We start from the raw sequence: 23,923 nt of genomic DNA, 5'->3' as shown, positions 1-23,923 counted from the left end.
GCGCTCGTGCTTCGTGCACGGGCGCCCTTCTGTGTGTGATCGGTCAGGGCCTCAGCTGAACTCGGTCCGCAGCGCCGCCACGACGTCGCGGGCGTGTGCCTCGACGGCGGCGTTGCCGGCGAGCTGAGCCGAGCGTGCGAGCCTGGCCCAGCGTCCGACCAGTGCGTCGGCGCGTGGAATCGAGAGATAATGTTCGCGGACGGCGGCGATACGCGAATGATCCTCGGGCAGGTACAGATAGGTACTGAGCCAGACCCAGATGAGTTGGGCCTCGACGATCCGGCGGCCCAATTCGGCCTCGTCGGCCAGGGCGGGCCACATCCCCACTACCTCGGCCCGCCAGGCATCGACCATCGCCGACGCCCGCTCTTCGGTCAGGTCGATGTTGCACAGGCAACCGGGGAAAGACACCAACGCGTAGGTGATGTCGAGGAGGGCATCGCGGTAGCCACCCCACTCGTAGTCGAGGAACTGCACGCCGTCGTCGTTGACAATTATGTTGTCGGGGCACAGGTCCGACGGACTGAAGGCACGGAACCGGCCACCGCTGAACAGTGTCTGCGCATGCTGAACCTGCTCGAGAATGTCCGAACTCACATCGATGCCGAGACTTTCCACCAGCATCGCGGGAACACCGGCCACGGCACGTCCCACCTGATCCGCAACTTCATCGGAGCAATGGGCAACCTCGGCTCGACGCAGCAGTGCGGTGAAGTCGTCCTCCCGGCCGACGGTCGCGGCGTGCATGCGTCCCATTGCCTGAGCCATGGCCATCAACGTGTAAGTGACGGTGTCCGGGTCGGAGTCTTCGAGTCGGACGCTGATTGCGGTGGCGTCGCCGAGATCACTCAGGATCAGGAGGCGAGCATCGAGGTCGGACGCCAACAGTTCGGCGCCGGGGCGTGCGTCCTTGGCAAGCGCGTTGGCGAACTGATACGACACCGCTTCACGAAGGAATGCGGTCTCGACGTCGAAGTCACCTTCGGACGCGGACGGGAGCGCAATCGCTGTTTTGGTAGCTCCCTGGAAGTTGTCGCGGACCTGCTTGATCACCAAAGTTCGGGGCAGGGAGAAAGGGTTCTCGGCGACGCGAACGCGCAGCACGACGGTGCGGCCACTCCCCCCGAGATCTACGGGATCCACCAGGGTTACGGGTGCCCCTGTGCGGCGTGTCAGCAACTGCTCAGCAGCTGCGACGACTTCGGAAACGGGGTCTGCCAGTAATGCGGTCATCACCGACCAACTTACCCGTTAGTGACTCCGATCATGCCCAGCTCGTCCGCTCGCAGCGGAGAATTCAAGGCCTCACAGCAACAGAAATTGCCGACTACCTGCGGTGATGACAAAAGTCCCCAATCGCCACACCGGCACACAGTTCTCTCGAGAATTTTGCTGTCGGTGAGCAGAACTCCGCACCGGCGACGTCATGGAGTTTTGTCCTCGTCGACAAATCGAGAAATGCCTTTCAACGCTGCTTCGAATTCCTCGTCGGCCCGGGTTCTGAGCCAGAGAACAAGCACGCAGGCAGTGACGATCCCAAGCAGGTTGACAGCCAGTTGCAGAGACGACAACCCGGCGATCCGCCATTCTCCGTTTGCTGCCGCAACCACCGCGAAACCGGCGGCAGGAACCGTGGTGACAGAGATGAACACCCCGACCAAGGCAGCGGACTTCGACGAGACGAGTGCCAGCATCCCAGCCGCACCGGCAAGAAGCGCGACGACAAACGAAATGGGCCCGACCTTGTATACGAAATCGACCTCGTGGAGTGACTCGAGACTGACGACGTCCATCCATCCGAAGAACTTCACCACGAACGTTGCGGCAAGCGTCACGCCCATCGCGATGGGGAATCCGACGGCAAGCGCGAGAATCGAACGTCGACGCAACCGTCGATCTCGCCGTACGAGTGCGACTGCCAAAGCAGCCAGCGGACCGAACTCCGGACCGACGACCATGGCGCCGACGATCGTGATCTGAGAGTCGGTGACGACGCCGATCGCGGCCAGCAGACACGCAATGGTCAGGAACGCGACGAACAATCCGTTGAGAGTCGACTCTTCGCGAGTGCGGGACAGCAATTCCTCCCACACGACGGAATCCGCGGGATCACCAGGCACGTCACGCTCGGCTTTGCGCGCCGACGCCGACAACACCGTCTCGACCGGTACGAGCGTCATTCCGCCGTCCTCGGCGACGCCGAGTTCGTTCAGGGCATCGACGACGTCGTTTGCCGCCTCACGGGCGACGTCGGCCTCCACCATGTCGCCGGCAGGATGAACCGCGACATCGCGCATCACGACGATGTGTGTCGCGCCCCGCTGCGACGCGAGCGCACCGAGAACTTGCTCGGTGCGCTCGGTCGGGCAGATCACCCGCAAATGCAGCATGGCGATCCGGTGTCGGCTCTACTTGGCTTCGCCGGTGTCGCCTTCGGACTTCTTGTCCTCTGACTTCTTCTCGGGCTTCGCGTCGATACCCGATTCCTTGCGCTGCTGAGCCGAGATCGGTGCCGGAGCATCCGTCAGCGGGTCGACGCCGCCGCCGGATTTCGGGAACGCGATGACCTCACGGATGGAATCCATGCCGGCGAGGAGCGCGGTGATGCGGTCCCAGCCGAATGCGATTCCGCCGTGCGGCGGCGCACCGAAGGCGAAGGCGTCGAGGAGGAAGCCGAACTGCTCCTGCGCCTCTTCCTCGGAGATACCCATCACCTTGAACACTCGTTCCTGAATGTCCTTGCGGTGGATACGAATACTGCCGCCGCCGATCTCGTTGCCGTTGCAGACGATGTCGTAGGCGTAGGCGAGAGCGGAATCCGGATCGGTGTCGAACGTGTCGAAGAACTCCGGCTTCGGCGACGTGAACGCGTGGTGCACGGCGGTCCACGCGGAGTGGCCGAGAGCGACGTCACCGGATGCAGTGGCGTCGGCGGTCGGCTCGAACATCGGAGCGTCGACGATCCACACGAACGCCCACGCGTCAGGATCGATGAGGTCCTTCTTGCGGGCGATCTCACCACGGGCAGCGCCGAGGAGGGCGCGCATCGGCTTCGTTGCACCAGCTGCGAAGAAGACGCAGTCTCCCGGCTGAGCTCCGACGTGAGCCGCCAGGCCCTCACGCTCGGCGTCGGTCAGGTTCTTGGCAACAGGTCCACCGAGAGTGCCGTCTTCACCGACCAACACGTACGCCAGACCCTTGGCCCCACGCTGCTTGGCCCATTCCTGCCAGGCGTCGAGTTGCTTGCGCGGCTGGCTTGCACCACCGGGCATCACTACGGCGCCGACGTACTCCGCTTGGAACACGCGGAACGTCGTGTCCTTGAAGAAGTCCATGCACTCGACGAGTTCGATGTCGAAACGCAGGTCCGGCTTGTCGCTGCCGTAACGACGCATTGCCTCGGTGTAGGTCATGCGGTCGATCGGCGTCTTGATCTCGTGGCCGACGAGCTTCCAGAGCGCCGTCAGGATTTCCTCGGCGAGCAGGATGATGTCGTCCTGGTTGACGAAAGCCATCTCGATGTCGAGCTGAGTGAACTCGGGCTGGCGATCGGCGCGGAAATCCTCGTCGCGGTAGCAACGTGCGATCTGGTAGTAGCGCTCGATGCCGCCGACCATGAGGAGCTGCTTGAACAGCTGCGGGCTCTGCGGCAGTGCGTAGAAGCTACCGGGCTGAAGGCGCGACGGCACCAGGAAGTCACGGGCACCCTCGGGCGTCGAGCGCGTGAGCGTCGGAGTCTCGACCTCGACGAACTCGTGATGCGCGAGAACGCCGCGCGCTGCAGCACTTACCTTGGAGCGCAAGCGAATTGCGGAGCCGGGGCCTTCACGACGCAGGTCGAGGTAGCGGTACTTGAGGCGCGCTTCTTCGCCGACCTGATCGTCGAGCTGGAACGGCAGCGGTGCGCTTTCGTTGAGAACCTCGAGTTCTGTGGCGTTGACCTCGATCGCTCCGGTGGGGATCTCGAAGTTCTGGTTGCCCTCTGGGCGAACCTCGACCGTTCCGGTCACGCGAACGCAGTATTCCGCGCGCAGACGGTGCGCCTGCTCGGCCACGTCACCTGCCCGGAAAACTACCTGCGCAACTCCGGATGCATCACGGAGATCGATGAAGATCACTCCGCCGTGATCACGACGCCTGGCTACCCAACCGGTGAGCGTTACGGTCTGCTCTGCCTGCTCGGGTCGCAATGAACCGGCGAGATGTGTGCGCAGCACGGGATTCCTTTCGAACTACTTCCAATAACCGACGACCGACTACTTTGCCTGCGATCCTACGGAGCGAACTGCACAGAGCGGAAACGCGGACCCGCATCGCATGCGAAGCTATCTCCAGAAGTGACGGCAAGCACTTGTTCACGACAGCAGAAAGCGGACATAGATGACCTTCAACGAGGGGGCCCGCGGCGAAGCGGGACGCGTTCAGGTTCAAGGCGGCGGGGGTGGCGGTGGCCGCGGCGGCAAAATCGCGATCGGCGGTGGCGCGGGCGGCATCATCGTTCTGATCCTGGCGCTGTTGTTCGGCGGCGATCCCGGCTCATTACTGGGCACGTCCACCGAGACTTCGAGTTCGTCGACCGGACTGTCGTCGGTCGACGAGTGCACCGGCGCTCAGGCCAACGCCGATGTGAACTGCCGAGTAACGCTGACCGTCGGAAGCCTCGACGACGTTTGGGAACAGCAGTTGGTCAAGCAGTCCGGCACGGCGTACGTGCGACCCGAAGTCATTCTGTTCAGCGGTTCGGTCAACACCGGTTGCGGCCAGGCGTCGAGTGATGTCGGTCCGTTTTACTGCCCGGCGGACCAAACGGCGTACTTCGACACGAGTTTCTTCCAACTACTCGTCGACCGTTTCGGTTCCAGCGCCGGACCGCTCGCACAGGAGTACGTGGTCGCGCACGAGTTCGGACATCACATCCAGAATCAGCTCGGCGACATCGGCCGCGCGCAGGCCGACCCGCAGGGTGAGCAGTCGGGTGCGGTTCGCACCGAACTCCAGGCCGATTGCTACGCAGGCGTCTGGGCACATTTTGCGGACACGATTCCCGACGAAGCGACCGGTCAACCATTCCTGAAGCCCTTGTCCGAGAGCGATATTCGAGACGCCCTCTCGGCGGCGTCATCGGTGGGCGACGACCGCATCCAGAAGTCCACGACCGGTCGGGTCAACCCCGAAGGCTGGACACACGGCTCCTCCGCACAGCGGCAGGCGTGGTTCAAGACCGGATACCAGACCGGCCAGATTTCGTCGTGTGACACGTACTCGGCGCGGGATCTGAACAACCCGCCCGACCTCAAGCGATAGCGAATCTCCGAAACCATCCCACCGACAATTTTTTCTGTCTTGACAGATTTAGTTGTCGGTGGGATGGTTTTCTCATGTTGGACGTAGCAGTCATCGATCGCCCCGGAGCTGCCGAGGCGTCGCTCGATCCGATTCGGCAACGGATTCTGGCCGAATTGGCGGTGCCGGGATCGGCATCCTCGCTGGCGCCCCGGATCGGGCTGACACGCCAGAAGGTGAACTACCACCTGCGCACTCTCGAAGACCACGGACTTGTCGAGCTCGTCGAGGAACGCAAGCGAGGCAACATGACCGAGCGAATCATGCAGGCCAGTGCCGCGTCGTACGTCATATCCCCTGCCGCCATGTCGGCGCTCGCCCCGGACCCGGGCCGGTTCCCCGATCAACTCTCGGCGCGCTGGCTCGTCAGTCTCGCAGCGCGGATCGTCCGAGAGGTCGGCGAACTGATCGCCGGAGCAACTGCAGCCGGAAAACCGTTGGCGTCCTTTGCCATCGACAGCGACATCACCTTTGCCACGGCGGCCGACCGTGCCGCCTTCGCCGGCGAACTCGGCGAGTCGATCAACTCACTCGTCGCCAAGTATCACGACGGCAATTCCGAAGGCGGACGCAAACACCGCCTCGTTGTCGCCCTGCATCCCAGCCTCACCACACCCCAAACCATCACAACCCAAGCGATCGACGCGCCCGAAACGGAGAAGTAGCAATGTCCGAGAAATTCGAAATCCGCCGCGAGGTGGTCGTCCCAGGAACCCCCGAGCAGATCTGGGCCGCCATCTCGGCCGAAACGGCCGGATGGATGTTCCCCTCCCCTCTCGAGATCCCCGCCGACGGCAGCCGCCCGGACAGCCCGATCATCGCGACCTGGGAGCCGCCCCGCGAACTCGCCATCCACATGCAAGGCCCCGACGGCTGGTTCAACAACCTCGAATACGTCGTCGAAGCACGCGACGAGAGCACCGCCGTTGTCCGCTACGTCCACGCCGGAGTGTTTGCCGATGACTGGGACAACCAGTACGACGGCGCGAGCAAGCACACGGACTTCTATCTGCACAGTCTCGGCCAGTACGTGCGGTACTTCGCCGGCAGGCCCACCACCTATGTCTCGGCTGAAGGCCCGGAATCCTCTTCCGCGCCGCAAGCGATGGGAACGCTTCGCAGCGCCCTCGGAATCACCTCGGGCGCCGCTGTCGGTGACTCCGCGTCGGTGGAAGTCCCCGGAATCGGAACCGTCGACGCAATTGTCGACTACATCAACGACTGGTTCATCGGCTTGCGCACCCAGGACGCATTGCTGCGGTTCTACGGCCGAAATGCTTTCGGCGGCACCGTCGACGCGGCCCATCACCTCTTCGCAGAGGGTGCTGACGGTGCATCAGCAACGGCAGCGTGGCAGGGCTGGCTCGACGGCGCGTTCGCCTGAGTCGTCACACTCCCCGCTCTGCTGACACGCGACCGTCGTCGATCGCGGTCAGTAGAGCGGCGTGATCGCGAGCATTGCGCTTGGCGTAGGCAGCCGCGAACTCCCCGATCGCGAAATCGAATTCGGTTCCGTCACCGAGATATTCGGCGATCGCTATCCGATCGGACGAGCGAGCGTGTGCGTAGGCAAGGACCCTGGCGCACAGGCGCCCGTAGAGTTCCAGCCCCTGCGGCACCATCTCTTCGATGACTGCCGACCCTTTACCGTCACGCAGTTGACGAATGTAGAAATCGTGCTCACCCTCGTCGAGCCCCGGCCCTCGTTCCCAGCCGAGAAAGATGTCGCTTGTCGCTTGCATCAAGCGTTGCCCGTTGACGACGCGTTCCCCTTCGTTCTTGAAGGTCGGACCGTCGACGTAGCCGGACAATACCGAGGGTTGCGCTTCCTTGACCTGCAGAATCAACGGATCGTCGTCGTCGACTCCTTTCATGAGGATCATCCATGCGCGTGTTCCGACGCTCCCGACACCGACAACCTTCCGCGCAATGTGCGTCATCTCGAAGCTTTCGAGCAACACCCGACGGTCCCACTGCAGCGTGCTCCGATACGACCGAACGCGCTGACGTAGCAACTCCTCGATCTGCGTGAGATCGGTCCCTGCGAACAACTCGTTTGCGGGCACGATCAGCGGCGGATCACTGATGAATTGCCGCCGGCCGTCGACGATTTCGGTGAACTTGCCTGCCGCCTGCACACTGTCGCGGCGACGAGCCTTGTCCAGCGTCGCTTGTGTGCGAGCAAGCATGCGCTTCTTCAGGTCGAGCTGGAGAGCCTCGAGCCCGTCCTCGGGTGCGATGTGCGAGTACCAGACTGCAAGATTTCCCAATCCTGCCTGGGTGATCATGGTTTCCCGATACTCGGCCGCGCATCCGCGAACGATCTTCTTTCGCTCCTTGCCCGAAAATCCGTTGTCCTTTGCGGCGATCACCAAACTTGCGGCCAGACGCTTGACGTCCCATTCGAACGGTCCCGGGTACGTTTCGTCGAAGTCGTTGATGTCGAACGCAAGCTTTCGCTCGGGCGTCGCATAGATACCGAAGTTGCTCAGGTGCGCGTCGCCGCAGAGTTGGCTGGCAAGACCCGAATCCGGACTGCGTGACAAATCGTCGGCCATCACCAGAGCAGCGCCGCGGAAGAACGAGAACCGCGATGCCGACATCCGCCCGTATCGGATGGGCACCAGATCCTGTACCCGCGACTTCGCCTGCAACTCGAGCAGTGATATCGGATCACGGTCACTCTCTGCCAGATCCGCGAGCGCGGCCAATGGCGTATCTCTACGCGCCTGGCGCCCGCGCGCCCGCCTTTCGTCGACCGTGAGGTGCTCGGTACGCACTGCTGTCATCTGCCCGACCTTTCACTCGCAACGGCTATCGCTACGAACTCGACGCGTCGGGCGTCGTGCGGCCTCCTGATCCGCGCGCTGCGCGTACCAGGAGTTCCGGACTTGACACCAACGCCTTGCGCCACGGAAGTACCCCGTCGATCTCGATCTGAATCGACAGGCTCAGCACGGTCCGAATAAGAACGATCATGCCCAGAACTGCGGCGTCTGTCAGCGACGGCGACGACGTCACCGTCTTCACCAGATCAGCGGCGACAAGGATCTCGAGGCCGAGAAGGATGACCGCGCCCATGGTCTCGCGCAGAGTACGAAACGCCGAACTACCGTCCCGCGTTCGACTCCATGCGCGCCCCGCGATCACGAATGCGAACAGGAACCCGAGAACCATGGCGACAACACCGAGTACCTCGAACCATTCGGTGACCAGCTCGAAGAACCTGATTTTGTCCATGATCATGATTCTCGAGGTAATGCACCGATAAGTCGAGGTGACACGACGGCGTCAGCTGAAGATCCGCTCGATGTCGTCGAGTCGCAGCTCGGTGGCGCGAGGAGAATAGCCCGAGCCCCACAGGCTGTCGTCGACGTAATGGACGTTCCCCGAGCGGACAGCGGGAAGACGCTCCCAGAGCGGGTTCATTGCCAACTGCGCGCGGACGTCCTGCTGGTCCTGGAATGCACCCACGATGATCACGTCGCTGGTCACCTGATCGAGTTGCTCCGCTGTGAGTGTGCGCGTGAACTCCTCCGATGTAGCTCGATCGCCGGGGAAACCGAGGGCGTCGAGAAGAGCGTCGACCTGGTTGTAGACGACACCGTTCTCGCCGGTGCGGAGGAGGGTCACCGACGGCAACGAACCGAGTGCGGAGAGTCGATCCTTGATTGCCAGGAGTCGGTCTTCCGTTCGCGCGTTCAATTCGGCCGCCGCGTCTTCGCGTCGGACCGCGACGCCCATCGAGGTGACCAACTTCTTCATCTCGGCCCACGTGAGGTAGCCGTTGAAGCCGGCGAATACTGGAACACCGGTCGCGGAGAGTTCGTCGTAGGACTTTGCCGCATAAGCATTTCCGGCGGTCAGGAGCATGACGATCAGATCCGGCGACGCGCCGATGATTGCTTCCTTGTTCCACGTTCCCGCCGTGCCGAGGTTCGGGATGTTCGCAGCCTCCGGCATCGTGCGCAACACCGCGTCACCGCTCACACCCTCGAGACCGAAGAAGCCGCCGACGATCTTCTCCGGCGGCACACCGAGGTCGAGCACCGTCGCCATGGCGCTGACATGGGCGATGACCATTCGCTGCGGATCCGAAGGGATCTCGACACTGCCCGTCTCGTCCTGCACCGTGACGAGACCGCCTGACTCCAAGCCGTTTTCGTCGCTGCTGCACGCTGCCAGCAAGGTCGCGGCCGCGGCACCGAGCCCGGCGCCGAGGAAACCCCTGCGCGTCAGCGCATCGACGATGCGTTTCCACTGCTCGTCTGTATCGAGTGCGGTGTTATCGAGTGCGGGCGCCAGGCAGATCGAGTTCGGCACAGTTCGGTCCATTCGTTCGAGCGGTCGAGAATCACCTCGATTGTGGCTATCGAACCGTCGAAACTGAACAGGATTTCGAGCCGACAACTATCGCTGTCCGGTCACACCTTCTTGACGACGCTCGACTTCAATTGCATCGGTCCGATGCCGTCGACCCTGCAGTCGATGTCGTGGTCACCAACACCCTGAACAAGGCGGATGTTGCGAACTTTCGTACCTGACTTGATGCCGGTCGGACTGCCCTTCACCTTGAGCGTCTTGACGACCGTCACCGTGTCGCCGTCCGCAAGAATGTTGCCTACGGCATCTTTCACCACACCCAGGTCCTCGCCGGCACTATCGGTCGGCGCCCACTCGTGCGCGCAGGACGGGCAGACCATCAACGCGCCCATCTCGTAGGTGTATTCGCCGGCGCATTCAGGGCAAGGGGGCAAGGTGTCTTCCACGCGGTTCATCCTATCCACCAGGCACCCGATCCCCATTTTTGCATTTCATGAGACATTCTTGGGCGAAATATTGCATTCGATGAAACTTTGCACTCTGTGCAATTATGGATGAAATGGGAACCGAAACTCTCGGATTGCGCGAACGAAAACGAATTGCGACGAGGCAGCTGATCGAGCACACCGCCGTCGAACTCGTTCTCGACCTGGGCTATGACGAAGTGACCGTCGAGAAAATCTGCGAAGCCTGCAATCTGTCGACACGCACGTTCTTCAACTACTTCCCCACCAAGGACGCAGCGATCGGTGGGCTCATGCTCGTCGTGCCAAGTGAGACGACCATGCTCACGCTCATCGGCGACCACCCGGACGATCCGCTGCGCGGCGCCCTCGCGGTATTCGAGGCGGCGATGCAAATCGTCGACGAGCGACCCGATCTGCTCGCGCATCGACGCGAATTGTTCGAGCGTCATCCCACGCTGTTGCAACAACATCTGGCCACCTTCCACGATCTTGAAGACACGCTCACCCGGATCCTCACGCGGGAGTTGTCGAACAGAACCGAGTATCGCCGCCTGCACTCGGACACAGCCGCTGCCGACGAAGCCACAGCAACGGTCATCACCGCAGGCGCCGCGATGCGTTACGTCTTCCGAAAATGGCAGAACAGTGAACGGGCAAGCCCCAGAACAGATTTGCTCGATCCGGCACTACTCCTGATGGCTCGAATACTGAGGTCCGAGAGCTGATCCACACTCTCGCACCCGCCGTCACTCAACTAAGGAACTACATGTCCACTCGAGAAGCTGCGACCGTCGAGCCCGACGGCACGCATACCGACACCGAGGCCTCGCCGGACAAACGGTCGATCATCCTCGTTTTTGTCGGGCTGATGATCACGATGCTTCTGGCTTCGCTCGACCAGATGATCTTCAGTACCGCTTTGCCCACCATCGTGGGCGAATTGAACGGCGTCAACCACATGGTCTGGGTGACGACGGCATACATCCTCGCCTCGACCGTCATGATGCCGGTGTACGGAAAACTCGGTGACCTGATCGGCCGCAAGGGCCTCTTCATCGGCGCCATCAGCATTTTCATCGTCGGTTCGGTGATCGGCGGTCTGTCCCACGACATGACCACACTCATCGCTGGTCGAGCCGTGCAGGGACTCGGCGGCGGCGGATTGATCCTGCTGTCCCAGGCGATCATCGCCGACGTCGTCCCCGCCAGGCAACGCGGCCGGTACATGGGTGCGATGGGCGGGGTGTTCGCACTGGCTTCGGTTGCCGGTCCCCTACTCGGCGGCTGGTTCACCGAGGGCATCGGTTGGCGTTGGGCCTTCTGGATCAACATCCCCCTAGGCCTACTCGCCATCGCGAGCGCGATGGCATTTCTGCACCTGCGGAAGCCGAACCTCGGCAAGCCTCGCATCGACTATCTGGGCATGGTTCTCGTCGCGACGGCAGCGACGTGTCTGATCCTGTTCACGACCTGGGGCGGAAACACCTACGCCTGGGGATCGGCCGTCATCATCGGGTTGATCGTCGGCTGCGTCGTGACGGCAGTGGCTTTTGTCTTCGTCGAAAAGCGTGCCGACGAACCGGTGATTCCGATGCACCTGTTCGCTCAGCGCAACTTCGTGTTGACCACCGTCGCCGGCCTGATCATCGGAATCGCCATGTTCGGTGCGCTCGCCTACCTGCCGACCTACATCCAAATGGTGACAGGCAAGAACGCCACCGAAGCTGGATTGATGATGATTCCCATGATGGCGGGCCTGCTCGTCGCCTCCATCGGGTCCGGCCAGCTGGTCAGCAAGACCGGCCGCTACAAGATCTTCCCCATCGTCGGAACATCCATCGTCGCTGTTGCTCTGGTCCTGCTCTCACGTCTGACGCCGTCGACCTCACTGCTGGTCTTCGGTTGCTACATCGCACTCATGGGTATCGGACTCGGCCTCGTCATGCAGATCTTGATCTTGATCGTGCAGAACACCTTCCCCGCGGCCGAAGTGGGAACGGCCACCGCGTCGAACAACTTCTTCCGCCAGATCGGTGCGTCGTTGGGCAGCGCGATCGTGGGCAGCCTGTTCGCCTCGCGTCTGACCAATCTCCTGGCCGAGCGACTCCCGGCGAATGGCGGCGCGGTCGGTGGTGACGAGAACTCCTTGACCCCGGGAATCCTCTGGAAGTTGCCGAGCCAGGTTCGCGAGATCATCGTCGGTGCATACAACGACGCGCTGGCGCCGATCTTCCTGTACCTCGTCCCCTTGGTCATCGCGGCGGTTGTCCTGTTGCTCTTCGTCAAGGAGAAGCCCCTCGCGACGACGATCGATCGCTCGGCGCCCCCGCTCGAGTAATTGACTATCGTGGCGTGATGTCGCACGCACCGAATACGCCCAGACGCACTCTCGCTGTTCTGGGCGTATTCGGCGTTGTGGTGGTCGTAGTTGTCGCCGGCGCACTGTGGTGGTTCGCGCGCGGCGACGACGCTCTTGCCGGCGAGAATCTCGATTCGTTCCCGGCCGTCGACCACAGCATTCTCAGCGCTCAGCAGAGTGCGCTACTGGGCGTCCTCGAGCAGGAGTGGGAGTCAGGGAGTCCCGGCACCAAATACGCCGAGGGTGTCGAAGAATCGTGGTGTGCCGATTTCGTGAGCTGGTCGATGAACCAGATCGGCACGCCGTTCTCGAACCCCAACTCAGGGTCGTGGCGCATCCCCGGGGTGTACACGCTGCAGGAGTATTACGAGTCCGTCGACGCGTTTGTCCCCTACGGTCAGGACTACCAACCCAAGGTCGGCGACACGATCCTGTACGGCGACTCGAGCCCCTTCGGCCAACACGTCAACGTCGTTCTGGTCAACGACGCCGGCACTCTGACGACCGTCGGCGGCAACGAGAACAACAAGGTCATGCTCCATCGCATCGTCCCGTCGGAAGTCCCGGGGATCGTCGGGTTCGGCGTCATCTGAGCCCGAGCCCCACCGTCGTTGCTTGATGGTTCTTGCGATGTGCAGAGGTGAGGCTACAGATTGGGGGTTGCCGTTGGATGGCACTTGCTTTCAACCAATATTCGGATAATTCCGTGTTTCCGTCATTGACAGATATTGGACATCTGTGAAGAAGTTTCCCTGCCAACTAGATTCGTATCCAGCTGTCCCCCACCCAGAACAGGAATTCGATGCGCCCTGGTGAGCTCACCACTCTCGAGCAGATACAACTCATGGCCCGCGCGGCTGCTGCGCAGGCCATGAGTGCTCCGTCGATGCTCCGACTGCGGCTCGGCCGCTACCCCACTCGCACACCCGAGCTGCGCAAACGCCCACTCCCCGACACCAAGCTGTGCAGCGAAGCGCTCGATCACGCCAGAGGAACCCTCTCCCCCGCGGTCTTGAACCACAGCCTGCGCTGCTGGATCTGGGCCGACGCCTTCGCGCAGATCGATGCGATCGAGTACGACCCCGAAGATCTCTTCACTGCGTGCGCCCTTCACGATGTCGGACTGGGCGCAGAAGGATCGGCCGAGCACGGGTGTTTCACCTACATCAGTGCCGCAGACGCAGAAGAACTCGCGACCCGAGTGGGAACTTCGGAGAGGTCGGTACAGCGAATCGGCGAAGCGATCCGTCTGCACATGGATCTGACCGTCGACCGCGGCGCGGGCGCTGACGCCTATCTACTGCATGCCGCAGCGCATTTCGACGTTGCCGGTCGGCGTGCGCCCGAAATTCCGCGAGCAACTGTTGATGCAGCAATCGCGGAGTACCCGCGAACAGGGTTCACCGACGAGTTCACGCAGTCGATGAGGCGCGAGGTCCAGCTCCGTCCGCACTCTCGCGCGGCGACGCTCTGGAGATCGGGCATGGCACTGCCGCTCCGAACCAATCCCCTGGATTGGAAGAGCCGCTAGCTACGTCCAGTCCTCGAGCACCGCGGTTCGTGATCCTCCGACGTTCCCGGTATTCACCACGCCCACGGGTTCGATCAACATCACCTCCGCTTCCTCTTCGGCGATGGGACAATGCTCGACTCCGCGAGGCACAACGAACAATTCACCGGGCCCCAGCGAAACATCTCCGTCGCGCAGTTGGATTCGGATCTGCCCCTTTGTCACCAGAAACATTTCGTCGGTGTCGGTGTGGGAGTGCCAGACGAATTCACCTTTGATCTTGACGATCTTGATCTCGTAATCATTGAGGGCCGCAATCTTCTTGGGCGACCAGTGCTCGGTGAACTGACCGAACTTCTCGCGGAGCGATACCGCTGTTGCCGAACTGTTCATGTTGTTCCTCCCTCGGGCGCGCCACCACTGCGATGACGACCCCGCCACTCTTCGTCACCCGAGGCAGCTGCGTCTTGTACGTTTCTGACATGGACCCCCGCGGCGCACAGATCACCGCGTGGGCACCGAGCCTCGCGGGAATCACCGAGGTCTTCCATGCCGATTTCGTCGGACACGCCTATCCCAAACACACGCACGATCAGTGGTCCCTGATGCTCGTCGACCGCGGCACGATTGCATACGACCTCGATCATCGCGCTCATGGCGCAGCACCAGAGATCGTGACTCTGTTGCCGCCAGGCATTGCACACGACGGAGTTCCGGTCACCGAGGCCGGATTTCGTCAACGAATCCTCTACCTCGACACGTCAGTTCTCGGCGAGGTCCTCATAGGCCCGGCGGTGGACAGCCCCGAGATTCGAGACCCTCTGCTGCGCCATCGCATCGATCAACTGCACTCTGCACTCGGCCCGGACGGCGAATCACTCGAGGCCGAAAGTCGCCTGGGGTTCCTCGCTGAAAGATTGAACGAGATCCTCACACCGGCCACAGGTCGATCCCTTCACACGCCGACCGTTGACGAACGCGTTGCCGATCAACTTCGGGACCTGCTCGATGCGCGACTCACAACGGGAATCACGATGCGGGAAGCGTCGAACATCCTGCAGCGGAAGCCCACGTATCTGATCAAGAACTTCGCGAAGCATTTCGGGCTTCCGCCTCACAAGTACGTGACGGGACGTCGAATCGATCTGGCGCGACGCGCAATCCTCGCCGGGCGCGAATTGGCGGACGTGGCCGTCGACGTCGGATTCCACGATCAATCCCACCTGTCGCGGCACTTCGTCAAGCATGTCGGGGCGCCGCCCGGCAAATACTCACTGAACGTGGCCAGTGGAGCGCGCTAGTCGCAGCACCTGGCACCGGTTTCGTCGAGCAGACACTGGTTCCGGTCAGCTGGAGTCTGTGTCCACTGAATAAAAACGGTGTCAGGTCCCAACGATCAAGCAGCCGTCTCGAGGTCGACCAGGAGGAAGTCCTCGCGCCGCGGCCCGTATTCACGATCGGTCAGCTGGTACGAGCGCAACGCACGAGGTGCACGCGCCAACTCGTAGAAGCGCTCGGAGCCAGGCACGAATTGCCTCGTAGCCCAACCCCAGTTCGGGCCGTGCGGAAACTTCGGGTCGGGCAGCATGTCGGACTCCATCGACATGAGCCGCAGGCGCCGAACTACCCCGGTCGTGGCGGCATCTGCGCCGAAGTCTATCCACGCCTGACGCGCGTTTGGGTCGTCACGAGGAGTTCCGGCAAGTAGGTGCAATGCACCCGCGACTTCGGCAACCGCCCACCGGCGCGGGTTGTCGACATTCCAGGAGAGTCCCCACCGGACGGTCTCCCCCAATTCTGGAGGAACAAACCACCGAAAACGCAGACCGTCGATGACTACCGGCGTGATCATCGCGTCGAGGTTCGCCGACGCACCGACCATTCGACCGGCTCGACCGCATCGTCGAGCCCGAGAACCACGCGAGCTGCGTTGCGCCCTTGATCGAACAGGGACTGGCGAACCGTTGTCAGGCCGGCGTCCGATGCGGCTGTTGTGTCGTCCCATCCGACGACTGCGACATCGTCGGGCAGCGCGAGGCCGAGTTCACGGATCGCGTCCAGAACCCCCAGAGCCAGTTCGTCACTCATCGCCAAGATGACATCGGGCCTTCGGCTCTCGGGAACGTCGAGCAGGGACCGAGCCATCCGCGCACCCTCGCTCCGCTCGTTGACAGTGACGACCCCTACCCGCACCGAGGGCCAATCGAGGCCCGCGTCGCGGACGGCGCGCTCGTAGCCCTCGAGCCGATGGCGGGACACCGGAAAGAACGCTTCACCTGGATCCACGTCCATCCGAATCTCGGACCGACGCTCACGATCCCACGGAAGGCTGATCACCGCGGGCCGCTGCGCCCCCGACAACCCGACTGCCGCGATCGCGACGGCGCCGGCAACATCGTCCATCCCGACGAGATCCACACCCTCGTGCAACGGACCACCCTGGATGCATGCGGGTTTTCCGGTGCCGACAATCGCGTCGAGGATGGGATCGTCGAAGACGGTGGTCCAGACGACAAAACCGTCTACTGCCGCGTCGCGAACTCTGTCGACGTCTCCCGGTTTCCCCGAGTTCGGCAGCATCATCAGCCCGGCGTTCGCATCCAGGCACGCTTCGGCGACTCCCGAGAGGAATCGCCGAGCTACTGCGTCTTCGAAGGCGTACGTCAGCTTCTCGCTGAAGACGACCGCGATGTTGTTGAATTTCCCGCTCCGCAAGGACTGCGCCGCCCGGTTCGGGCCCGCGTACTCGAGCTCTTCGGCGGCGGCGAACACCTTGGCCCGCGTTGATTCAGACACGCGCTCGGGCTGCGCGAAGGAGTACGACACCGACATCACCGACACGCCTGCGGCTTTGGCGACGTCGGCCATCGTCGGACGACTCGAACGCTGCGCACGTATGGCCATGAGCATCAGCATAGCGAGTGAAAAATATCCATTGCGCAGGTGTGTATCGATACATGTATCGTTACACAACATGACTGCTCGACTGCCGAAGGCAACCATGCTACGGCTGATGACACTGGCCGGAGCAGCCTTCGCCTACGTGACGGCCGAAATGCTCCCCGTCGGACTGCTCAGCGAAATCTCGACGGACCTCGACGTCACCGAAGGGCGTGTCGGCCTACTGCTGACCTTCTACGCATACGGTGTCGCGGTCTTGACGCTTCCGCTGATCGGAGCGGTCAAAACCTGGCCGCGACGACGCGTCGTCGTTCTGACGGTGGCCACCCTCGCGGTGTCGCAACTGGTCGCAGCATTGGCCGTCAACTATCCGATGCTCGTGATCGGACGATTGCTCTGCGCTGCGACGCACGGAGTGTTCTGGGCTGTCGTTGCACCGGTCGCTGCCACCCTGGTTCCGCGCGGACAACAGGGCAAGGCCATCGCGATGGTGTATGCCGGTACGTCTCTCGCTTTTGTTCTCGGAGGACCCCTGTCTTCGGCGATCGGCCAGTCCTGGGGTTGGCGGACCGCGTCGGCGGCAATCGGTGTGGTGGCAGTGGGCATTGCTTTCTCACTGCATCGTGCGTTGCCAGAAATGCCGGTCGATCAACACCATCGGAGTAAGCGAGACAAACCGAAGCCGACACCGGCGATGAAACGGGCACTCGCCGTCATCTGCGCGGCAACGCTGTTTGCCGCCCTTGGGCAATTCGCTTCGTACACGTTCTTCACACTTCTGGTGGAGGAAAGCCTCGGCTCGTCCGGTGGCATCCGTACCGCGATGCTTCTGGTCTACGGCGCCGCCGGCGCCGTCGGAGTGTGGGTCGCCGGCAAGTACTACGACCGCCGACCGCGCCTCTTCACGCTCATCTCGATCGCGACGGTGGCAGGCGCGCTGGCCATCTTCTGGCTCTTGGCGCCGTCGATGGGAGCGTTCGCTGTCGTCGCCACGATCTTGTGGGGTGCGGCGTTCACCACCGTTCCGATCTGCCTCCAGCCCTCGGTTCTGCGCGCCGTCCCGATCGGGACCGACCGTGCCTCGGCCATCTACGTCGTCGTGTTCCAGATCGCGATTGCAACGGGCGCTCTGCTCGGTGCGGCCGTCGTCGACAGTGGCGGGCTCTCACATCTGGCGGGCATCGGGGTCGCTCTGATGATCGCTTCGTTGGCGATAGTCGGGTTCGGCCGACGCGCGTTTCCCCAGGAACCGGAACGGTCTACTCACTCCCCCACCGACGCGCCGGCCGGACTCTCGTCGTAGATCAGGGTGTATCGCCAGAACAGTCGTCTCCTGATCCGGCTACCTGGCAAATACAACGCGGCCGCGCGTCGGACGTCAGCCATCGACTCACCCGGTTCCGCGGTGGGAGCTGTCATCGCCTTCAGTGGCTCGGAGGCAACCCGTCGATGCTTGACGACGCCGACGACGGGATTGCACACGGTCGCCAACACCGACAGGAGTGCGTCGGTGGGTGTGGTCGACCGATAACACCCGACCACGACGAGCCGCCCGCCCGGTTCGAGCAGGCTACTCAGCTGCTTCATCGATTCTTCGAGTGGAAGATGATGCAACGCTGCGACGACTGTGATCGCGTCGTACTTCGCCTCGGATGCAAAGTCCTCGATCCGCTGCGCGTCGATGATCACGTTCCCGTCGTCGACAAACCTTGCGCGCACGGCGGCCGAGGTTGTCAGGTCGGGTTCCACACCGACCACCACGTCGAACCGCCGACGCAAGAGGTCGATCAGATTGCCGGTCCCGCACCCCACGTCGAGAGCGCGACCGGACCTGACCCCGCGCAGATTACGTAGAACCCACCGGCCGTAGTAATCGTTGTGACTCCACGGATGGCGTCGGTTGAAACCGTCCACGCGAGCAATCACACCCATACCCGACGGTATCAATCCGAGCCTGCGCACCGGCCGTCACAACCGCGGGTCGACCGGCTCCGATTCGAGAGCCAACACCGCGAACACGGCCTGGTGCGCTCGCCACAAAGGTTCACGGTCGACGAGCCTGGATACCGCCTCCATGCCGAGCGCGTACTCGCGCAGCGCCATCGACTGCTTGTGTCCGAGGTTGCGATTGCGTAGCCGAGCAAGTGTCGACGGTTCGAGGTAGTCGGCACCGTAGATCAACCGTAGGTACTCCCGGCCGCGGACCTTGATCCCTGGCTGAACCTTCGCGTCGTACCCCCGCGGTCCGTGAATCTGATTCGCCAGCGGTTTGACGACCATCCCCTCACCACCGTCGCCGGTGAGCGACTCCCACCACTTCGTCGCTTCGAACACCGAGTCCTCGGAACCGAGATCGACCACCAGGCGACGTGTAGTGGTAAATCGACTCGGGTCGGCCGCGGCCAGGCGGTCCGAAATACCGAGGTGCCATTCGTGATCCCGTTCCCCGTACGACTGGCCCTCGGCCGCCAGAATCTGGAACGGCGCGATGGTGACGCCGTCCAGTCCGTTCGTCGGCCACACGTACCGTCGGTACGCCTCGCCGAAGCGCTCGATACTGGCGGCCCGAACAGTTGTCTGTTCGAACATCTCCGCCACGTCCAGGCCCCGCGACCCGGCCCGCGCCAGCACGGCCTCGCGAGCTGTGAGGTCTGATCGCCCGGCCGCCGCGACCGACGCGTACTGCGAGCGCAGCAGACCTTCCGCTTTGACGTTCCACGGCAACAGTTCGCAGTCGAGGAGCAGCCAGTCGGTGCCCAGCTCTTCCCACAACCCAGCGGAGGTGACTGCGGCGGCGATGTCGTCGATCAACTGCTGAGTCAGGTCGTCGTCGAAGAACTGGCGGCCGGTGCGGGTGTGCACCATCCCGGTGAGCGCATCCGGTGCGTCGAAGCGGGACTGAGCAACCGATCGATCACGGCACACGAGCACCACTGCCCGCGAACCCATGTGCTTCTCTTCGCAGATCACTGTTCCGATTCCGCCGGCCCGGTATGCGTCGAACGCGGTCGACGGGTGTTCCAGATAGTCATCGGATTGGGCGCTCGCGCAGGGCGCCATGGTCGGCGGTAGGTACCGCAGCCATTGCGGCGCGACCGCGAATCGGCTCATCACTTCCAAGGCGCCGGCAGCGTTGTCGGTGCGAACGGACACTCGACCGCGCAGTTCGGTGTCGACGCCGGTCGTTTCGAGGACGTCGGCGAGATCGAGCACATCCGGATCACGAGTCGGCGGTGCCAGCGGTACCACCGGCTCGTACCAAACCTGCTCCGCCGGAACCGACACGATCTCTCGTTCCGGGTATCGAAGGGCGGTGAGGGATCCACCGAAGACGCACCCGGTGTCGAGGCACGCGGTGTTGTTGATCCATTCCACCTCGTGCACCGGCGTGTGACCGTAGAGGACCGTCGCTGATCCTCGGTAGTCCTGCGCCCACGGGTATCGAACGGGTAAGCCGAATTCGTCCGTCTCACCGGTAGTTTCACCGTAGAGCGCAAAGCTCCGGACTCGACCGGATGCCCTGTTGTGGTAGTCCTCCTTGAGACCGGCGTGCGCGACAACGAGTTTGCCGTCGTCCAGGACGAGGTGCGCGACGAGGCCGTCACAGAAGTCGACGACGCTTTCGCGGAACTCCGCCGACTCGGTGGCCATCTGCTCGAGGGTCTCGGCGAGTCCGTGACTGGCCGTGACCTTCTTACCGCGCAAGGCCTTGACGAGTTTGTTCTCGTGGTTACCCGGAACCGCTATCGCATGTCCCGCCGCGACCATCCCCATGACCAGACGCAGCACACCGACCGAATCCGGTCCTCGATCCACGTAGTCACCGAGGAAGACGGCAGTTCGCCCTTCCGGCGGCACCGCATCGACAGCTCTGCCATCGGTCCCGTAGTCGACGGTGTAGCCGAGTTTCACGAGGAGCGTCTCGAGCTCGCTTCGACATCCGTGGATGTCACCGATGACGTCGAACGGACCACGCTCGACACGCAGATCGCTGCGGAGCGGGTGGCGCAAGAATGTGGCTTCGGAAACCGCGTCCTCACCTCTGAGTATGTGAACCGAACGGAAACCTTCCTTGCCCAACCCGCGAAGCGAGCGAGTCAGCTGTTGGTGCTGGCGGCGAATGACGTCGCGTCCGAACGTCCGATCAGAGCGTGCGTCGTTGCGCGCAGAACAGACCGATTCCGGAATATCGAGCACGACTGCCACCGGCAGTATGTCGTGCTCGCGAGCCAACGCAACGAGTCGCTTGCGCGCGGCGGGCTGGACGTTGGTCGCGTCGACCACCGTGAGGCGTCCGCGTCGCAAACGCTTGGCCGCGACGAACTCCAGCACTTCGAAAGCATCGGACGTCGACTCCTGTGAGTTCGGATCATCACTGACCCACCCTCTGAATGTGTCACTCGAGAGAGTTTCGAACTCACCGAAGTGGCGCGCCGCGAAGGTCGACTTTCCCGAGCCACTGACGCCGATGAGTACTACCAGGGCGAGATCTGGAATCTCGTACACCGTCATGACGTTCGTGCCTCCTTCGTGAAGATTGCCATCTGTGTCGGTCCGCCAAGGACCGGATCAATTGCTCCGACAAATTCGAACTCCACGCAATAGCCGTGGACTCGGGCCGTTTCGGTTGCCCAGTCGCGGAATTGGGTCCGTGAGAACTCGAACCGGTGATCCGGGTGCCTGAACTCTCCCTCTGCCAACGCCGGATACAGCACGTTGTAGTCGGCATTCGGAGTAGTCAGCAGCACATACTGCGGTGCTGCGTCCACGAAGACCGATCTGACCAGAGCCGGCAGGCGCGCCGTGTCGACGTGCTCGACCACCTCCATCAGCACGGCTGCGTCGAAGCCTTTCAAGCGTGCGTCGCGGTACGTCGCGGACGACTGCATCAAAGACACACGATCACGTTGGGCGTCGGACATTTCGGTGAACTTCAATCTGCGTTGCGCCCGTGTCAGTTCGCGCGCGCTCACATCGACGCCGACAAGTTTGTCGAATTGAGCGTGCGGCATCAGCGCCTCGATCAGTTTGCCTTCGCCGCAACCGATGTCGACAATCGTTCTGACGTGCAGTCGCTGAAGCGTCGCCAAAACTGCGTCGACGCGAAGCCGTGCCAGCGGCGGATCCGGTCGCGGTAGTTCGATCTGCGCCTCTGCTTGGTCGGGAATCAGTCGATCGACCACCGATTCGACCAGGTCGCGTCGACGCGCCAGGTAGCGGGACATGATCAGCGCGGAATCCGGATGCGACGCCAACCACTCTCCAGCGACGCGGATCAACTTGTCTGCCTCGTCGGGTCCCACCCAGTAGTGCTTCACGTCGTCGAGGACCGGCAACAGCACGTAGAGGTGCCGAAGGGCACTCTGCACCGTGTGTTCCCCGGTGAGCGTCAACGACACGAAGTCGGAGTTTCCCCACGTCGGCAGGTGCGGATCAAGCTGCACCGGTATCGCGGTCACATCCCAGCCCAGCGGCTCGAACAACCGACGAGGCAATTCCGCATCGCCGCCACACGGAACCACCGGAATCGAGACGGTCAACGCGAGTTCGGTTCCAACGAGTTCCGGGTGCGACTTGCACGTTCCCGTCAACGCGGTGCGAAACAGCTTCGACAGAGCAACCGAGAGTATGGACGACGCCGCATACGGCCGATCATTGACATACTCACCCAGCGAAAAGTTGTCGCCACTCTTGCCGCGTCGATACCTACTCTGCACAAGTTCGATGGGGTCGACGTCCACAATCACTGCCACCGTGGTCTTTTCGGCTGAGGCCTCCGGGTACAGAACCGTGGCGGTGCCGATCGCCAAGTCGAAGCTTTGCACGCGGTCGGGATGTTTGTGCAGCAGGTAGCTCAACGCGGTCGCATCAGGAGTCTGCGGGGTCGGGGTGGACGTCAGTGTGAGTAGCACCAGGCGAATGTAGCCCGGCAAACGTCCGGGGCGCCTCCGATTTACGCGCCCGCGGCCGTCAGAACAAAGTGAGAGCTGCTCCCGCACCCACCAGTTCCCGGGGCGCCTCACGCGGCTCACTGCCAGCTGCGCTGACGTCTCGATGCCCCGAACGACCACCCAACCCATGGCGCTCGACCAGTGGCTCGACACGGCTTGCGAGCCAACGCTTGTATTCGGGAGTGACATACGCGCCCCGCCCGTACAGCTCGCGGTAGCGACGGATGAGCGCCGGATGTTCCTGAGCAAGCCAATTCATGAACCAACCCCGAGTACTCCCCCGCAGGTGCATCGGGAAGACCGTCACACTCGTCGCACCGGCTTCGGACAGTGCCTCGAACAGCCCGTCGAGATGACTGGTGGAGTCGGTGAGGAACGGAATGACCGGCGCCACCATGACATTGCACGAGAATCCCGCGTCGGTGATGGCGCGGATCATCTCGAGACGCGCCCGCGGCGACGGGGTACCAGGCTCGATCTGCTTCTGAAGTGCAGCGTCGTTGATCGCCAACGACACACCGATTCCGACGTCGACCTGCGCTGCCGCCATTTTCAACAGCGGCAGGTCCCGTCGGAGCAGAGTTCCCTTCGTCAGGATCGAGAAGGGAGTTCCGGATTCGGTCAACGCGCGAATAATGCCGGGCATCAAGCGGTATCGGCCCTCGGCTCGCTGATAGGGATCGGTGTTGGTACCCAGTGCCACCGCCTCCCGTTTCCAGGACTTTCGCGCCAACTCTTTGCGGAGCACCGCGGCAATGTTCGTCTTCACGACCACTTGGGAATCGAAATCCGCGCCGGCGTCGAGGTCGAGATACTCGTGACTCGGTCTCGCGAAACAATATCGGCATGCGTGCGAACAACCACGAAAAGCGTTGACGGTGAAGCTGAACGGCAACGTCGACTCTTCGGGCATCTTGTTGAGCGCGCTCTTGCAGAGCACCTCGTGAAACGTGATTCCCTCGAACTCGGGAGTCTGCACGGAGCGAACCAACCCGGCCCGTTCGAGTCCGGGTAGCGCTCCGTCATCTGCATCCAATGCCTGACCCGACCACCTCATGGCCCCAAGTCG

At 62.6% G+C, this 23,923-nt stretch carries 23 protein-coding genes; 9 read left to right on the top strand and 14 right to left on the bottom strand.

Translation table 11 applies throughout. From position 1 onward, the window contains the following. Positions 1 to 51: 51 nt before the first annotated feature. The 3 genes from P3G66_RS17095 to aspS form a co-directional block, all read right to left on the bottom strand. Entirely contained in the window at positions 52 to 1,233 is a 1,182-nt protein-coding gene (locus P3G66_RS17095; RefSeq protein ID WP_231783349.1) for a kinase, read from the bottom strand. Between the two features lie 191 nt (positions 1,234 to 1,424). After that, on the bottom strand, positions 1,425 to 2,390 hold the full coding sequence (locus tag P3G66_RS17090; protein ID WP_042448764.1) for a DUF389 domain-containing protein: 966 nt from the start codon (positions 2,388 to 2,390) through the stop codon (positions 1,425 to 1,427). A gap of 18 nt (positions 2,391 to 2,408) precedes the next feature. Continuing rightward, on the bottom strand, positions 2,409 to 4,217 hold the full coding sequence (gene aspS / locus P3G66_RS17085; RefSeq protein WP_003944808.1) for an aspartate--tRNA ligase: 1,809 nt from the start codon (positions 4,215 to 4,217) through the stop codon (positions 2,409 to 2,411). A 163-nt stretch (positions 4,218 to 4,380) separates the two neighbouring features. Here aspS and P3G66_RS17080 point away from each other — a divergent pair, with 163 nt between their 5' ends. The 3 genes from P3G66_RS17080 to P3G66_RS17070 all read left to right on the top strand — a co-directional run bounded on the left by P3G66_RS17080 (position 4,381) and on the right by P3G66_RS17070 (position 6,727). Further along, on the top strand, positions 4,381 to 5,304 hold the full coding sequence (locus P3G66_RS17080) for a neutral zinc metallopeptidase (RefSeq protein WP_030536430.1): 924 nt from the start codon (positions 4,381 to 4,383) through the stop codon (positions 5,302 to 5,304). 74 nt (positions 5,305 to 5,378) lie between these two features. After that, complete coding sequence (locus P3G66_RS17075; protein ID WP_007728048.1) at positions 5,379 to 6,008, top strand: helix-turn-helix domain-containing protein; 630 nt, start codon at positions 5,379 to 5,381, stop codon at positions 6,006 to 6,008. Between the two features lie 2 nt (positions 6,009 to 6,010). Next, positions 6,011 to 6,727 carry an SRPBCC domain-containing protein gene (locus tag P3G66_RS17070; RefSeq protein WP_193595315.1) on the top strand — a complete coding sequence of 239 codons (717 nt, stop codon included), beginning with the start codon at positions 6,011 to 6,013 and terminating at the stop codon, positions 6,725 to 6,727. Positions 6,728 to 6,731: 4 nt separating this feature from the next. Here P3G66_RS17070 and P3G66_RS17065 read toward each other — a convergent pair whose 3' ends face one another. The 4 genes from P3G66_RS17065 to P3G66_RS17050 all read right to left on the bottom strand — a co-directional run bounded on the left by P3G66_RS17065 (position 6,732) and on the right by P3G66_RS17050 (position 10,112). After that, the gene (locus P3G66_RS17065; RefSeq protein WP_276116912.1) at positions 6,732 to 8,132 is read right to left on the bottom strand and encodes a DUF2252 domain-containing protein; all 1,401 of its coding nucleotides are present in this window, start codon (positions 8,130 to 8,132) and stop codon (positions 6,732 to 6,734) included. A 31-nt stretch (positions 8,133 to 8,163) separates the two neighbouring features. Then, positions 8,164 to 8,583, bottom strand: coding sequence for a DUF1622 domain-containing protein (locus P3G66_RS17060; RefSeq protein WP_276116911.1), 420 nt, complete (start codon positions 8,581 to 8,583; stop codon positions 8,164 to 8,166). A gap of 51 nt (positions 8,584 to 8,634) precedes the next feature. Continuing rightward, the gene (locus P3G66_RS17055) at positions 8,635 to 9,666 is read right to left on the bottom strand and encodes an ABC transporter substrate-binding protein (RefSeq protein WP_276116910.1); all 1,032 of its coding nucleotides are present in this window, start codon (positions 9,664 to 9,666) and stop codon (positions 8,635 to 8,637) included. Between the two features lie 101 nt (positions 9,667 to 9,767). Then, positions 9,768 to 10,112 (bottom strand): zinc ribbon domain-containing protein YjdM, encoded by a 345-nt coding sequence (locus P3G66_RS17050; RefSeq protein WP_042449170.1) that lies wholly within the window; start codon positions 10,110 to 10,112, stop codon positions 9,768 to 9,770. A gap of 113 nt (positions 10,113 to 10,225) precedes the next feature. Between P3G66_RS17050 and P3G66_RS17045 the strand changes: the two genes are divergently transcribed. From P3G66_RS17045 to P3G66_RS17030, 4 genes are all read left to right on the top strand, one after another. After that, positions 10,226 to 10,858: a TetR/AcrR family transcriptional regulator gene (locus P3G66_RS17045; RefSeq protein ID WP_042449167.1), complete on the top strand. Its 633-nt coding sequence runs from the start codon at positions 10,226 to 10,228 to the stop codon at positions 10,856 to 10,858. A gap of 41 nt (positions 10,859 to 10,899) precedes the next feature. Next, positions 10,900 to 12,471, top strand: a complete 1,572-nt coding sequence (locus P3G66_RS17040; protein WP_003944867.1) for an MDR family MFS transporter — start codon at positions 10,900 to 10,902, stop codon at positions 12,469 to 12,471. 17 nt (positions 12,472 to 12,488) lie between these two features. After that, the gene (locus tag P3G66_RS17035) at positions 12,489 to 13,085 is read left to right on the top strand and encodes a CHAP domain-containing protein (RefSeq protein WP_176742021.1); all 597 of its coding nucleotides are present in this window, start codon (positions 12,489 to 12,491) and stop codon (positions 13,083 to 13,085) included. Between the two features lie 209 nt (positions 13,086 to 13,294). Then, a complete protein-coding gene (locus tag P3G66_RS17030) occupies positions 13,295 to 14,023 on the top strand; it encodes an HD domain-containing protein (RefSeq protein ID WP_050656334.1) in 729 nt (242 codons plus the stop codon). Here the strand turns inward: P3G66_RS17030 and P3G66_RS17025 are convergent, their stop codons facing one another. Then, positions 14,024 to 14,395: a cupin domain-containing protein gene (locus P3G66_RS17025; RefSeq protein ID WP_030536435.1), complete on the bottom strand. Its 372-nt coding sequence runs from the start codon at positions 14,393 to 14,395 to the stop codon at positions 14,024 to 14,026. 89 nt (positions 14,396 to 14,484) lie between these two features. On the opposite strand from P3G66_RS17025, the gene P3G66_RS17020 reads away from it, so the two are divergent. Then, positions 14,485 to 15,303 (top strand): AraC family transcriptional regulator, encoded by an 819-nt coding sequence (locus P3G66_RS17020; protein ID WP_042919858.1) that lies wholly within the window; start codon positions 14,485 to 14,487, stop codon positions 15,301 to 15,303. A gap of 95 nt (positions 15,304 to 15,398) precedes the next feature. On the opposite strand, the gene P3G66_RS17015 is transcribed toward P3G66_RS17020, so the two are convergent. Both P3G66_RS17015 and P3G66_RS17010 read right to left on the bottom strand, forming a co-directional pair. After that, entirely contained in the window at positions 15,399 to 15,854 is a 456-nt protein-coding gene (locus P3G66_RS17015) for a hypothetical protein (RefSeq protein ID WP_228232707.1), read from the bottom strand. Continuing rightward, positions 15,851 to 16,906, bottom strand: a complete 1,056-nt coding sequence (locus P3G66_RS17010; protein ID WP_228232709.1) for a LacI family DNA-binding transcriptional regulator — start codon at positions 16,904 to 16,906, stop codon at positions 15,851 to 15,853. The genes P3G66_RS17015 and P3G66_RS17010 overlap by 4 nt, the downstream gene beginning before the upstream one ends. Positions 16,907 to 16,976: 70 nt before the next feature. On the opposite strand from P3G66_RS17010, the gene P3G66_RS17005 reads away from it, so the two are divergent. Beyond that, entirely contained in the window at positions 16,977 to 18,206 is a 1,230-nt protein-coding gene (locus P3G66_RS17005; RefSeq protein WP_276116909.1) for an MFS transporter, read from the top strand. Here the strand turns inward: P3G66_RS17005 and P3G66_RS17000 are convergent. The 4 genes from P3G66_RS17000 to P3G66_RS16985 are packed head-to-tail and all read right to left on the bottom strand — an operon-like array spanning position 18,167 to position 23,911. Beyond that, positions 18,167 to 18,835 carry a class I SAM-dependent methyltransferase gene (locus P3G66_RS17000; protein ID WP_208689551.1) on the bottom strand — a complete coding sequence of 223 codons (669 nt, stop codon included), beginning with the start codon at positions 18,833 to 18,835 and terminating at the stop codon, positions 18,167 to 18,169. The two genes, P3G66_RS17005 and P3G66_RS17000, sit on opposite strands and share 40 nt — an antisense overlap. A gap of 36 nt (positions 18,836 to 18,871) precedes the next feature. Continuing rightward, a complete protein-coding gene (locus tag P3G66_RS16995; protein WP_208689552.1) occupies positions 18,872 to 21,415 on the bottom strand; it encodes a polynucleotide kinase-phosphatase in 2,544 nt (847 codons plus the stop codon). Then, positions 21,412 to 22,836, bottom strand: a complete 1,425-nt coding sequence (locus P3G66_RS16990; RefSeq protein ID WP_007728080.1) for a 3' terminal RNA ribose 2'-O-methyltransferase Hen1 — start codon at positions 22,834 to 22,836, stop codon at positions 21,412 to 21,414. The genes P3G66_RS16995 and P3G66_RS16990 overlap by 4 nt, the downstream gene beginning before the upstream one ends. A 37-nt stretch (positions 22,837 to 22,873) precedes the next feature. Next, the gene (locus P3G66_RS16985) at positions 22,874 to 23,911 is read right to left on the bottom strand and encodes an Rv2578c family radical SAM protein (protein ID WP_030536442.1); all 1,038 of its coding nucleotides are present in this window, start codon (positions 23,909 to 23,911) and stop codon (positions 22,874 to 22,876) included. Positions 23,912 to 23,923: the final 12 nt, after the last annotated feature.

Origin of the sequence: Rhodococcus sp. C3V (assembly GCF_029269915.1) — a bacterium.
GTDB classification, from domain to species: domain Bacteria; phylum Actinomycetota; class Actinomycetes; order Mycobacteriales; family Mycobacteriaceae; genus Rhodococcus_F; species Rhodococcus_F qingshengii.
Note: the sequence above shows the minus strand (reverse complement) of the source record. Positions and strands in the feature narration are given on the sequence as shown.

What these genes read in the sequence shown, in the direction of transcription:
- P3G66_RS17095 (WP_231783349.1), bottom strand. Translation starts at nt 1,233, where the DNA reads ATGACCGCATTACTGGCAGACCCCGTTTCCGAAGTCGTCGCAGCTGCT.
- P3G66_RS17090 (WP_042448764.1), bottom strand. Translation starts at nt 2,390, where the DNA reads ATGCTGCATTTGCGGGTGATCTGCCCGACCGAGCGCACCGAGCAAGTT.
- P3G66_RS17080 (WP_030536430.1), top strand. Translation starts at nt 4,381, where the DNA reads ATGACCTTCAACGAGGGGGCCCGCGGCGAAGCGGGACGCGTTCAGGTT.
- P3G66_RS17075 (WP_007728048.1), top strand. Translation starts at nt 5,379, where the DNA reads ATGTTGGACGTAGCAGTCATCGATCGCCCCGGAGCTGCCGAGGCGTCG.
- P3G66_RS17070 (WP_193595315.1), top strand. Translation starts at nt 6,011, where the DNA reads ATGTCCGAGAAATTCGAAATCCGCCGCGAGGTGGTCGTCCCAGGAACC.
- P3G66_RS17065 (WP_276116912.1), bottom strand. Translation starts at nt 8,132, where the DNA reads ATGACAGCAGTGCGTACCGAGCACCTCACGGTCGACGAAAGGCGGGCG.
- P3G66_RS17060 (WP_276116911.1), bottom strand. Translation starts at nt 8,583, where the DNA reads ATGGACAAAATCAGGTTCTTCGAGCTGGTCACCGAATGGTTCGAGGTA.
- P3G66_RS17045 (WP_042449167.1), top strand. Translation starts at nt 10,226, where the DNA reads ATGGGAACCGAAACTCTCGGATTGCGCGAACGAAAACGAATTGCGACG.
- P3G66_RS17040 (WP_003944867.1), top strand. Translation starts at nt 10,900, where the DNA reads ATGTCCACTCGAGAAGCTGCGACCGTCGAGCCCGACGGCACGCATACC.
- P3G66_RS17035 (WP_176742021.1), top strand. Translation starts at nt 12,489, where the DNA reads ATGTCGCACGCACCGAATACGCCCAGACGCACTCTCGCTGTTCTGGGC.
- P3G66_RS17030 (WP_050656334.1), top strand. Translation starts at nt 13,295, where the DNA reads ATGCGCCCTGGTGAGCTCACCACTCTCGAGCAGATACAACTCATGGCC.
- P3G66_RS17025 (WP_030536435.1), bottom strand. Translation starts at nt 14,395, where the DNA reads ATGAACAGTTCGGCAACAGCGGTATCGCTCCGCGAGAAGTTCGGTCAG.
- P3G66_RS17020 (WP_042919858.1), top strand. Translation starts at nt 14,485, where the DNA reads ATGGACCCCCGCGGCGCACAGATCACCGCGTGGGCACCGAGCCTCGCG.
- P3G66_RS17015 (WP_228232707.1), bottom strand. Translation starts at nt 15,854, where the DNA reads ATGATCACGCCGGTAGTCATCGACGGTCTGCGTTTTCGGTGGTTTGTT.
- P3G66_RS17010 (WP_228232709.1), bottom strand. Translation starts at nt 16,906, where the DNA reads ATGGCCATACGTGCGCAGCGTTCGAGTCGTCCGACGATGGCCGACGTC.
- P3G66_RS17005 (WP_276116909.1), top strand. Translation starts at nt 16,977, where the DNA reads ATGACTGCTCGACTGCCGAAGGCAACCATGCTACGGCTGATGACACTG.
- P3G66_RS17000 (WP_208689551.1), bottom strand. Translation starts at nt 18,835, where the DNA reads ATGGGTGTGATTGCTCGCGTGGACGGTTTCAACCGACGCCATCCGTGG.
- P3G66_RS16995 (WP_208689552.1), bottom strand. Translation starts at nt 21,415, where the DNA reads ATGACGGTGTACGAGATTCCAGATCTCGCCCTGGTAGTACTCATCGGC.
- P3G66_RS16985 (WP_030536442.1), bottom strand. Translation starts at nt 23,911, where the DNA reads ATGAGGTGGTCGGGTCAGGCATTGGATGCAGATGACGGAGCGCTACCC.